Below are 11,860 nucleotides of genomic sequence, written 5' to 3'. Positions count from 1 at the left end.
CGCAGGGACACAGGGAGGTTTCCGTCGATTGTAGTGGGTGCCGGCATGGCCCCCGTGCGGCAAGCGGTCGCAGGTTGCCAGGAACGCATACGATTCCTTGCAAAGACCGCTCGTACATTGATCTGAATCAAGGCTATTTGAAGTTGCAGGTCACAGAATTCATCCCGTAGACCCCCCTTCCCGCCACCTGAAACGCTAAACCCAACGAGGTAGCCAGGCCATGATTGATCAGACAGTCGTAGAACTGTCGCGGCTGCAATTCGCTCTGACCGCGATGTACCACTTCCTATTTGTCCCCCTCACGCTCGGGCTGTCCTTCATGGTGGCCATCATGGAGAGCGTGTACGTCATGACCCGCAAACAGGTCTGGCGGCAGATGACCCTGTTCTGGGGCACCCTGTTCGGCATCAACTTCGCCATCGGCGTGGCTACCGGCCTGGTGATGGAATTCCAGTTCGGCATGAACTGGTCGTACTACAGCCACTACGTCGGCGACATCTTCGGCGCACCGCTGGCCATCGAAGGGTTGATGGCGTTCTTCCTGGAAGCCACCTTCATCGGCCTGTTCTTCTTTGGCTGGAAGCGGCTGAGCGCGGTCAAGCACCTCACCGTGACCTGGCTGATGGCGCTGGGCACCAACCTGTCGGCGGTGTGGATCCTGATCGCCAACGGCTGGATGCAGAACCCGACCGGTGCGGTGTTCAACCCTGAAACGATGCGCATGGAAGTGGTGGATTTCGCCGCGGTGCTGTTCAACCCGGTGGCCCAGGCCAAGTTCGTGCACACCGTCAGTGCCGGCTACGTGACCGGTGCGATCTTCGTGATGTCCATCAGCGCGCTGTACCTGCTGCGCGGCAAGTACAAGGACATGGCCCGCCGTTCGTTCGCGGTGGCTGCGGCCTTTGGCCTGCTGTCGTCGCTGTCGGTGGTGGTGCTGGGTGACGAAAGCGGGTATGCCGCCAGCGAACACCAGAAGATGAAGCTGGCCGCGATCGAAGCGATGTGGGAAACCGAGCGTGCCCCGGCCGACTTCACCGCCTTCGGTATTCCCAACCAGACCACCCATACCAACGACTACGCGATCAAGATTCCGTACCTGATGGGCCTGATCGCCACCCGTTCGCTGGACCAGCCGATCCCGGGCATCCTGGAACTGGTGGGCCGCGCCGAGAACCGCATCCGTGGCGGCCAGCTGGCTTACGGTGCACTGGAACGCGTGCGCAAGGACAAGAACGACGTCGAAGCGCGCGAGATGTTCGACCGCCATTGGCAGGATCTGGGCCACGGCCTGCTGCTTAAGCGTTACCGCGAGGACATCCTCAACGCCACCCCGGAAGAAATCTCCAAGGCGGCGATGGACACGGTACCGCGCGTGGCACCGCTGTTCTGGACCTTCCGCATCATGGCCGGCCTGGGCTTCTACCTGATCGCCTTCTTCGCCCTGGCGTTCTACTTCTCGTGCCGCAACAGCTTCCAGGACAAGCGCTGGTTCCTGCGCCTGGCCGTGTGGTCGCTGCCGGCGCCGTGGATCGCGATCGAGTGCGGCTGGTTCGTGGCCGAATACGGTCGCCAGCCGTGGGCGGTGGATGGCGTGCTGCCCACCTTCTATGCCGCATCGGGCCTGGCCCTGCATGAAATCCTGACCACGCTGGCGGTGTTCACCGGGTTGTACACGGTGCTGCTGGTGATCGAGGTCAAGTTGATGCTGAAGGCGATCCGCAAGGGTCCGGACGAGATCCTGCCCACGTTGCAGGCCGACATCCGCCCCGTTTCCCCCGTTGCCGCCGCCCCCGGCCAAGCCTGAGGCAGGAGAATCCAGATGGAATTCATTGCACTTGATTACACCACGCTCCGCGTGATCTGGTGGCTGCTGCTCGGCATCCTGCTGGTCGGCTGGGCCGTCATGGACGGGTTCGACCTGGGCGTTGGCACCCTGCTGCCGTTCGTGGCCCGCACCGATGACGAACGCCGGCTGGTGATCAACACCGTCGGCCCGGTATGGGAAGGCAACCAGGTCTGGTTGGTGCTGGGTGGCGGCGCGATCTTCGCGGCGTGGCCCCCGCTGTACGCGGTCAGCTTCTCCGGCTTCTACCTCGCCGTGTTCCTGATGCTGTTCGGGCTGATCCTGCGCCCGGTCGCCTTCAAGTACCGCAGCAAGATGCCCGGCAAGCGCTGGCGCCAGAACTGGGACCGGGCGCTGTTTGTCGGCGGCCTGTTGCCGGCCCTGATCGCCGGCGTGGCGGTGGGCAACGTGCTGGTGGGTGTGCCGTTCCACTTCGATGACAGCATGCGCATCTTCTACACCGGCACCCTGATCGGCCTGCTCAACCCGTTCGCCCTGGTGGCGGGTCTGGTCAGCGTGGCGATGGTGGTGTCGCACGGTGCGGCGATGCTGGTGCTGAAGACCGATGGTCCGGTGGCCGAGCGTTCGGCGCGCTATGGCAGCGTGGCTGCACTGGCGAGCTTCGTGTTGTTTGCCGCCGCCGGCGCCTGGGTGGCCTTCGGCCTGCCGGGCTACCAGATCACCTCGCAGGTGGTCACCGATGGCCCGACCAACCCGCTGTTGAAGACCGTTGAACTGGGCAGCGTCGCCGGTGGCTGGCTGCGCAACTACAGCAGCATGCCCGCCACCGTGGTGTTCCCGTTGATCGGCCTGCTGGGTGCCCTGGCCAGCGCAGTGCTGCTGCGTGCCCGTCGTGGCGGCCTGGCCTTCCTCGCCTCGGGCGCGTCCATCGCCGGCATCATCCTCACCGTCGGCTTTGCGATCTTCCCGTTCCTGCTGCCGTCCTCCAGCCAGCCCATCTCAAGCCTGACCGTCTGGGACAGTTCGTCCAGCCATCTGACGCTGTGGATCATGCTGCTGGCCACGGCCATCTTCCTGCCGATCATCATCGCGTACACGAGCTGGGTATACCGCGTCATGAAGGGCAAGACGACCGCCGAGGAAATGGGCGACAACCCCAACGCGTATTGAGTGTTTTCACGCGTGCCGACCCACGGTCGGCACCGCCCCCGAATGAAGGAGAGTGAACATGTGGTATTTCGCCTGGATCCTCGGCGCCGGCCTTGCCTCGGTCGTGGCCATCCTCAACGGCATGTGGTTCGAAGCCCGCGAAACCAGCCGACTGGACAACGAGCAACGCTGAAAGTGTAAAAAAGAGTTGCCGATACGGCCTTCACACCGTATTCTTGGCGGCTCCTTCGGGGTGTAGCTCAGTCTGGTAGAGCGCTACGTTCGGGACGTAGAGGTCGCAGGTTCGAATCCTGTCTCCCCGACCACTCAGGTGGTCGCATTGAAGCCTGGAAACACGATTTCCAGGCTTTTGTGTCTAAGCCGTGGCAACACGGCACCGAAGGAAAGCAACACGGTCCCCCTTGCCGCCGAAGGGCGGGATCGATACAATAGGCGGCTCCTTACGGGGTGTAGCTCAGTCTGGTAGAGCGCTACGTTCGGGACGTAGAGGTCGCAGGTTCGAATCCTGTCTCCCCGACCATTTGATGGTCACATTGAAGCCTGGAAGACATATGTCCTCCGGGCTTTTTTGTGTCTGACGTTCAGGGCACGCACCCGTGGCGCGTGGCCATGCGGGACACGCCGGTAGAGCCGACCGTTGGTCGGCTGCACGTCCATGCGGTGGAGGGATCCGCGTACCCACACGCCGCGGCCTGGCCCGGACTGACGACATCGGCATCCGGGGGATCTGGCGCTGGCGTCAAAGCGCAGCCGACCAACGGTCGGCTCTACCGGGGTGGTTTGCACATCCACATGACCCGGTCCGGTGTTTCGCATACCCACATGCCCCGGTCCGGTGGTTTGCACATCCACACGCCCCGATCCGGTGGTTTGCACATCCACACGCCCGGGTCCGGTGGTTTGCACACCCGCATGCCCCGTTCGGTGTTTGCACACCCACATGCCCCGATCCGGTGTTTTCGCATGGCTACACGCCCCGGCCCTGTGGTTGGCATAGCCACACGCCCGACGCGGTGTTTTGTATGGCCAGACGCCCGGGCCGTCGGCACGACCCATTCATTTGGCGCAGGTACAATGCCCCGCTTCGGGACGCGCGCGGCGCGCGCCATTCCTCTTCTACCCCACGCAGCCTCCGGCCATGCGCCAGCGGCGGCGTTTCCGCACATCCGGCCCCCACCGTGATCGCGCCACCTGCATGAGATCCACGTCCATGACCCAAACCGACCCACACGCCTCGTCCCTGCTGCGCGGACGCGTGCTCGCCTTTGCCGCCATCCTGCTGGCCGCGCTCAACCTGCGCACCGCCGTCACCTCGGTCACCCCGCTGCTGGACCTGCTCGGCCAGACCTTCGGCTTCGGCACCACCATGACCGGCGTGCTCGGCATGCTGCCCACCGCCTCGTTCGCCCTGTTCGGCGTCACCACCCCCATGGTGGCCCGCCGCATCGGCCTGGAGCGCACCGCCCTGCTCGCCATGGGCCTGGCCACCGTCGGCCTGCTCCTGCGCTCCATGGCCGGGGGTATTGGCAGCCTCCTGTTCGGCTCCATCGTCGCCCTCGCCGGCATGGGCATCGGCAACGTCGTCGTCCCGCCGCTGGTCAAGCGCTATTTCGCCAACCGCGTCGGCACCGTCAGCACCCTCTACATCAYCGTCCTGCAGATCGGCACCATGATGCCCGCCCTGCTCGCCGTGCCCCTGGCCCAGAGCGCCGGCTGGCGCGTCTCGCTCGGCATCTGGGCCATCCTCGCCCTGGCCGCCGCCCTGCCCTGGATGATGCTCGCCCGCCGCCGGCCCCATCCGGACCCGCTCGACACCGCCGCCGACCCGTCCGCCCAGCCGCACGGCAAGGTCTGGCGCACCCCGCTTGGCTGGGGCATGACCCTCATGTTCGGCATGACCTCGCTCATGACCTACTCCATGTTCACCTGGCTGCCGCGCATCGTCGTCGAAGCCGGTGCCACCCCCGCCTTCGGCGGCATCATGGTGGCCATCTTCGCCGCCTGCGGCCTGCTGCCCTCGCTCACCATGCCCGCCCTGGCGGTGCGCCTGCGCAACCCGTTCCCGCTGGTCCTGATCGGCTTCTCGGCCTTCCTGATCGCCTTCGCCGGTCTGCTCTTCGCCCCGATGAAGGCACCGTGGCTGTGGGCCATTCTGCTGGGCGTCGGCCCGTCCACGTTCCCGCTCGCGCTGACCCTGATCAACCTGCGCACCCGCACCCCCGCGGGCTCGGCCGCGCTGTCCGGCTTCATGCAGGGCGTCGGCTACGCCTTCAGCTGCCTGGGCCCGTTCCTGTTCGGCTGGCTGCACGAAATGAGCGGTGGCTGGCACCTGCCGTTCGGCTTCCTGGTGGTCTGCGCGGTGGTGCTGCTCACCGCCTCGTGGGTGGCCTGCAAGCCGCAGAAGCTGGAAGACCAGTGGTAAGCGTCGCTTCTACACACCGCTTGCGCACCTGCTGACGTAGCGTGTCAGTCACTGACCTGCCGACAACGGCAGGCAGTCGGGGCCTGGAGCATTCCAGCGCGTTTCACTGAACGGCTTCAGTACGCAACGACCCCCGGGACATCGCCGTGGCGGCGGCCTGCCGGTCTTTGCGATCAGTACGTTACATCCTGTTTCTCTTCCCGCTCCACAGCGGGGGACGGACGCGCGTGCTTTAACGATTTGTAAACAACTGCGCAGTCAGGCACGATTGGCATGTGATGTGCGTCACATTTTTGCACACCATATTCTCTGAAGGGATGCACTGGGGGTTCCATGTACAACCATCGGCCGCTGGCGCTTTGCGTCGGCCTGGCATGCGCCACACTCTGTCTGACCAGCACCGGCGCACGCGCCGCCGCGACTGCGGATCAGCTCGGGCAGATCAGCCAATTCCGCGACCATGCCCAATGGCTGGATGCGCTGGCCGCCATCGAGCGGGCCCAGCTGCAGTCGCCCGACGACGAGCTTCTGTACAAGCTGCAGGTGCTGACCCTGTCCGACATCGGCAACGCACACCGCGCCTGGCAGCTGTATCAGGCCCGCCCGCAGCTGTTCGACGACGGCCAGAAGCAGCGCTTCGAGGCTAACTACCTGGCCAAGCTGGTGGGCTGGAGCCTGGCCTACGGGGCCAGCGAAGACACCCGCCTGGACGAAGCCGAAGGCGCGCTGGCGCAGATGCAGCAGTATCTCGACCGCGACGGCAGCAGTGTGCAGGCCGCGCCGCTGCGCATCCGCTACGACCGCCTGATCCTGCTCAACCGGCTGGGCCGGCACACGCAGGTTCGCGACGAGTACCGCAGCCTGTTGGCCGAAGGCCATCCGGTGCCGAACTACCTGATGGCCCCGATCGGCGATTCGCTGATGGCCACCCAGCATCCGCAGGAAGCCATTCCCGTGCTCGAGGCGGCCATGAAGGCCGACCCCTCGCAGCCGCAGGTGCGCTCCGAGCTGGCCTACGCCTACCTGGAAAGCGAACAAGCCAACACCGCCATCGCGCTGCTCACCAAGTGGCAGGCCGACGAGCCCGCATGGCGCTGGACCAACGGCGCCAAGGCACCGCACGCCAACTGGCCACGTTACGAAGCCGACCTCAACCTGGCCATGGTGCGCGCCTACAGCGGCGACCTGCCCACCGCCCAGCGCGACCTGGAGAAGATGGTCGACATCGGCCCGGGCAACACCGGCACCCAATCCTCGCTGGGCAACGTCTACCTCATGCGCGGTTGGCCACGCCGGGCGCTGGAACGCTACAGCATGGCCAACACGCTGGACCCGCGCGACGTACCGGCCCGCCTGGGCCAGTACGACGCCTACGTGGAGCTGCAGCGCGACGACCTCGCCCGCCCGATCCGCGACACTCTGCTGGAACGCTACCCCGGCCAGCCGTCGGTGCAGCGCCTGGACCGCAGCTGGCGCGCCCACCGCGGCTGGCAGCTGCATGCGTACGCCGAGGGCGGGCGCAGTTCCGGCGGCGGCGGTGCATCGCCGTTGGGCAACGATGACGGCCGTTACGGCGTGGAAGTGCAGTCCCCGATCCTCGACGACCGCTGGCGCGTGGTGGCCTTTGCCGACCGCCGCAACGTCGACTTCCAGGACCAGACCATCAACCCGCTGCGGGTGGGCCTGGGCACGCGCTACCGCTATGGCCGCGCCGACGCCGAAGCCTTCGTCAACCGCGCCAACGACCACATCGGCGATACCGGCCTGAGCGCCGGCCTCGGTTGGCAGTTCAGCGACCAGTGGCACGTGGGCGTCACCGCCGCGCGCAACGATGCCGATGCGTCGATGCAGGCGCGCGTGGCCGGCATCACCGCCGACAGCGTGGCCGTGGCCGCGGACTACCGCCGCAACGAACGCACCCACTGGAGCATCGGCGCCAGCCAGTTCCGCTACGACGACGGCAACCGCCGCGATACCGTCACCACCGCCATCGAGCAGCGCCTGCTGACCCGCCCCACCCTGATCCTGGATGGCCTGGGCAGCCTCTACGCCAGCCAGGGCAGCCGCGACGACGTGCCCTACTTCAACCCGTCCGAGGACCACTCGGTGGAACTGGGCCTGCGCGTGGACCAGCAGCTGTGGCGCCACTACGAGCGCCACTTCCGGCACCGCCTGACGGTGTCGGTGGGCCAGTACTGGCAGCAGGGCTTTGGCAGCGCGATCGTGCCGTCGGCCGAATACCGCCACGAATGGCAGATCGGCGAAGGCCGGATTTTCGAGTACGGCGTGAGCTGGTCGCGACCGGTCTACGACGGACAACGCGAACGACACGTCGGCCTGGATGTCGGCCTGCGCTGGGGAGAATGAGATGGACCATATGGATCTGAAACGCTGGACCCTGGGCCTGCTGCTGGCATTGCTGGCCGTGGTCGTTCCCGCGCACGCACAGCCGCCCTCGGCCGCCGTGCTCGACGCGGCCGACAATGGCCTGCTGGTGCTCAGCTACCACGACATCCGCGATGACGTGGCCACCACCAGCGACCTGGACGCCTATGCGGTCAGCACCCAGAACTTCGCCGCGCACCTGGACTGGCTGTCCGCGCACGGCTACCACCCGGTGTCGCTGTCGCAGCTGATCACCGCCTCGAAGGGCGGCACCCCGCTGCCGCCCAAGCCGGTCCTGCTGACCTTCGATGACGGCCTGCGCAGTGTGTACAGCAAGGTGTTCCCGCTGCTGCGCGCCTACAACTACCCGGCACTGGTGGCGGTGATCACCGACTACGTGGACATGCCCGCCGGCCGCCAGATCGACTACGGCTACCGGCCCTTCACCCGCGACGATTTCCTGACCTGGGAACAACTGCGCGAGATGCAGAAGAGCGGGCTGATCGAACTGGCCAGCCACACCGACAACCTGCACCACGGCGTGCAGTCCAACCCGCAGGGCAACTCCACCCCGGCGGTGATCACCCGCATCTACGACCCGACCGCCAAACGCTACGAAACCGCGGCCCAGTACGAAGTCCGCCTGCGCGCGGACCTGCAGCTGAGCGTGGACCGCATCCAGAAGAACGTGGGCGTGTCGCCCAAGGCGATCGTGTGGCCGTATGCCGCCTACAACGCGCTGAGCAACGACATCGCCGAGCAGCTCGGCATGCCGGTGTCCTTCGACCTGGAAGGCCGCAGCACGCCGGTGACGCGTGACCTGCACGGCCTGGCCCGCTTGCTGGTGACCAACAACCCGACCGTGGTGCAGCTGGCCTACGAACTGCGCCGCGACGTCGAGCGCGACGGCATGCGCGCCCTGCAGATCGACCTGGACGCGGTATACGACGCCGACCCGGCGCAGCTGGGCAAGAACCTGGATGCGCTGATCGAGCGGGTCAAGAAGATCGGCCCCACCCACGTGTTCCTGCAGGCCTTCGCCGACCCGGACGGCAACGGCTCGGCCGACGCGCTGTACTTCCCCAACCGGCACCTGCCGATGCGCGCGGATCTGTTCAACCGCGTGGCGTGGCAGCTCAAGACGCGTGCCGGGGTGAAGGTGTTCGCGTGGCTGCCGGTGCTGGGTTACGAGCTCAAGGACCCGGCCATCCGCACCGCGCTGGCGATCGAGAGCCCCGAGCGCGATGGCATCTTCCGGCTGGATTTCACCAACCCGAAGGTACGCCGGATCATCGATGACATCTACGAAGACCTGGCGATCAACTCCTACTTCGAGGGGCTGCTGTTCCACGACGATGCCTACCTGCGCGACACCGAGCTGAGCCAGCTGCCGCCCGAAGGCGACGACGGCGCGCGGACCCAGGCACTGATCGACTTCACCCTGGAGCTGCGCACCGCTGCACAGCGCTGGCGGCCCAAGCTGGCCACCGTGCGCAACCTGTATGCGCAGCCGGTGCTGCAGCCGCAGAGCGCCAGCTGGTTCGCCCAGCGCCTGGACCTGTTCAACAAGGCCTACGACCACACCGCGTTGATGGCGATGCCGTGGATGGAAGGCAGCCGCAACCCGGAAAAATGGCTGGACACGCTGGTGGTGGCGGTGCGTGCACACGACCCGCAGCTGTCCCAGACCATGTTCGAACTGCAGACGGTGGACTGGCGTACCCAGAAACCGATTCCCGGTGAGCGCCTGCGTGCGCAGATCCGTCGCCTGCAGGCGCAGGGCGTGCGTCATTTCGCCTGGTACCCCGACGACTTCATCGCCGGCCGTCCGTCCACTTACGATGCGCGCGCGGCGATGTCCTCGCGCAGCTTCCCGTACGAGGAAAAGTGAGGCTGCCATGCATCCCTTCCTGTTCGCGCTGTTCCAGTTCGCCTTCTTCTATCCGATGGTGATGGCGTTCTTCTGGATGTCCGGCGGCCTGTACTATTTCTTCCGACGTGAGCGAAAGGCGCGCGATCGCAACGATCCGCCGCCGATGGACAGCTACCCGTTCGCGTCGATCCTGATCCCGTGCCACAACGAAGCGGACAACCTGGCCGACACGCTCGGCTCGGCGCTGCGCCAGAACTACCCGGACTTCGAAGTGATTGCCATCAACGATGGCAGCAGTGACGACACCGGCGCCCGCCTGGACGCGATGGCCGCCCTGCATCCGCGGCTGCGCGTGGTCCATCTGGACCGTAATCTGGGCAAGGCCAACGCGCTGCGCATGGGCGCACTGGCGGCACGCTCGGAGTACCTGGTGTGCATCGATGGCGATGCGATGCTGGAGGAATACGCCACCCACTGGATGGTCTGGCACCTGACCAGTGGCCCGCGTGTGGGCGCGGTGACCGGCAACCCGCGCATCCGCAACCGCTCCACCCTGCTGGGCCGCCTGCAGGTGGCCGAGTTCTCTTCGATCATCGGCATGATCAAGCGCGCCCAGCGCGTGTACGGGCGCATCTTCACCATCTCCGGGGTGATCGCCGCGTTCCGCCGCACCGCGCTGCACCGTATCGGCTACTGGGCCGATGACATGGTCACCGAGGACATCGACATCAGCTGGCGCCTGCAGCTGGACCACTGGGACATCCGCTACGAACCCAACGCGCTGTGCTTCATCCTGATGCCGGAAACGCTGAAGGGCCTGTGGCGGCAGCGCCTGCGCTGGGCCCAGGGCGGCGTGGAAGTGATGCTGCGGCATGGCAGCTCGCTGTTCCACTGGCGCAAGCGCCGCATGTGGGGCGTACTGCTGGAATACCTGCTGAGCGTGCTGTGGGCCTACACCATGCTGGCCATCATCGTGCTCTGGGCATTGGGCAAGTTCATGCCCCTGCCGCAGGATCTGTACATCGCCACGCTGCTGCCGCAATGGCACGGGGTGATCCTGGCGCTGGTGTGCCTGCTGCAGTTCGCCAGCAGCCTGATCATCGACCGCCGTTACGAAACCCACATTGGACGCAACTACTTCTGGGTGATCTGGTACCCGATGGCGTACTGGCTCATCAGCCTGTTCACGACCCTGGTGGCCCTGCCGAAGACGCTGCTCAAGCGTCGTGGCAAGCGGGCGGTCTGGGTCAGTCCCGACCGGGGTATCCGATGAACACTGTCAAATCCACCCGCCGTTTCGACTCGCGCCTGATCCAGAAACCGCGCCAGCAGCCGCGTCTGCAGCGCACCGCCTGGGGGTTTGTGACCCTGGCGTTCTGGGGGTTCTACTTCTACCTGTGGGCGCCGCTGGTGACGTTGATTTCCTGGCTGCTCGGCGGGCGCATGGCCTGGCTGCAACTGTACGAGTACAAGCAGGCCATCGACCCGTTCATCATCATCGCGCTGCCGGTGATGCTGGTCTGCACGGCGGTGCTGCTGATCGCCTGGGCCGAGTACAACCGCATGCGGTTTGCCGGCAAGGAGCGCCGCACCCCGCATGAGGACACCACCCGCGAGGAGATCGCCCGCGACCTGGGCGCCAGCCCGGAACTGGCGGCGCAACTGGCCAGCGGGAAGGCGGTTACGTTGCATATGGACGATCACGCGAGGCCGGTGGGCGTGACCCACCAGCTGCTGTAGGAGGGGTCGGCAGGGCTGCGCCCTGCACCTGCCGACGCCGGAGCCGAAGCCGAAGCCAGAGCAACGTCAACGGCTGAAGCGGCTCTGTATTTCTGCTGGTTGGGCGGGGCGGTGTGGGTGGGCAGGACACGCCGTGAACCCGTCCATGGGGGCTCGGCGGCGCCATCCATGGCGCCAACGGTCCTGCCCACCCACACCACCCCACCCCCGACAGTTTCCGGGTGACGGTTGGTAGAGCCATGGCATGCGGGGATCAAATCCGATCGATATCGATATCGAAATCGAATAATTCAAATCGAATAGTTCAAATCGAAGAATTCAAATTGAAATCGAAAATCGTCCACGCACGCCGTGGCTCTACTGTCAGCCACGGGAACTGTCGAAGGCGGGGTGGGTCCGGTTGCGGGGGTGTCCGCGGCATGGATGCCGCGGCCAAGCCCCCAAGGACGGGTTTACGGCGTCCCCC

Annotated in this window: 8 protein-coding genes and 2 tRNA genes; all 10 read left to right on the top strand. The window is 65.9% G+C overall.

Going from position 1 to position 11,860, the window contains the following annotated elements:
• Positions 1-220 precede the first annotated feature (220 nt).
• The 10 genes from AC1DCJ_RS11555 to pgaD all read left to right on the top strand — a co-directional run bounded on the left by AC1DCJ_RS11555 (position 221) and on the right by pgaD (position 11,394).
• Positions 221-1,804, top strand: coding sequence for a cytochrome ubiquinol oxidase subunit I (locus AC1DCJ_RS11555; RefSeq protein ID WP_137189938.1), 1,584 nt, complete (start codon positions 221-223; stop codon positions 1,802-1,804).
• A 15-nt stretch (positions 1,805-1,819) separates the two neighbouring features.
• Complete coding sequence (gene cydB, locus AC1DCJ_RS11550; RefSeq protein ID WP_038687450.1) at positions 1,820-2,974, top strand: cytochrome d ubiquinol oxidase subunit II; 1,155 nt, start codon at positions 1,820-1,822, stop codon at positions 2,972-2,974.
• 58 nt (positions 2,975-3,032) lie between these two features.
• Positions 3,033-3,146: a cytochrome bd-I oxidase subunit CydX gene (gene cydX, locus AC1DCJ_RS11545; RefSeq protein ID WP_038687448.1), complete on the top strand. Its 114-nt coding sequence runs from the start codon at positions 3,033-3,035 to the stop codon at positions 3,144-3,146.
• Between the two features lie 56 nt (positions 3,147-3,202).
• Positions 3,203-3,279 (top strand) — tRNA-Pro (locus AC1DCJ_RS11540).
• A gap of 138 nt (positions 3,280-3,417) precedes the next feature.
• Positions 3,418-3,494, top strand: a tRNA-Pro gene (locus tag AC1DCJ_RS11535).
• Positions 3,495-4,184: 690 nt separating this feature from the next.
• Positions 4,185-5,396: a CynX/NimT family MFS transporter gene (locus tag AC1DCJ_RS11530; protein ID WP_478070998.1), complete on the top strand. Its 1,212-nt coding sequence runs from the start codon at positions 4,185-4,187 to the stop codon at positions 5,394-5,396.
• Positions 5,397-5,729: 333 nt separating this feature from the next.
• A complete protein-coding gene (gene pgaA / locus AC1DCJ_RS11525) occupies positions 5,730-7,763 on the top strand; it encodes a poly-beta-1,6 N-acetyl-D-glucosamine export porin PgaA (RefSeq protein ID WP_478070997.1) in 2,034 nt (677 codons plus the stop codon).
• A 10-nt stretch (positions 7,764-7,773) separates the two neighbouring features.
• Positions 7,774-9,672, top strand: coding sequence for a poly-beta-1,6-N-acetyl-D-glucosamine N-deacetylase PgaB (pgaB, locus tag AC1DCJ_RS11520; protein ID WP_478071054.1), 1,899 nt, complete (start codon positions 7,774-7,776; stop codon positions 9,670-9,672).
• A 7-nt stretch (positions 9,673-9,679) separates the two neighbouring features.
• Entirely contained in the window at positions 9,680-10,927 is a 1,248-nt protein-coding gene (gene pgaC / locus AC1DCJ_RS11515; RefSeq protein ID WP_141059256.1) for a poly-beta-1,6-N-acetyl-D-glucosamine synthase, read from the top strand.
• On the top strand, positions 10,924-11,394 hold the full coding sequence (gene pgaD, locus AC1DCJ_RS11510; protein WP_448134050.1) for a poly-beta-1,6-N-acetyl-D-glucosamine biosynthesis protein PgaD: 471 nt from the start codon (positions 10,924-10,926) through the stop codon (positions 11,392-11,394). Before pgaC ends, pgaD begins: the two co-directional genes overlap by 4 nt.
• The last annotated feature ends 466 nt before the right edge of the window (positions 11,395-11,860 follow it).

This window comes from Stenotrophomonas sp. 10N36, assembly GCF_056395005.1.
Note: the sequence above shows the minus strand (reverse complement) of the source record. Positions and strands in the feature narration are given on the sequence as shown.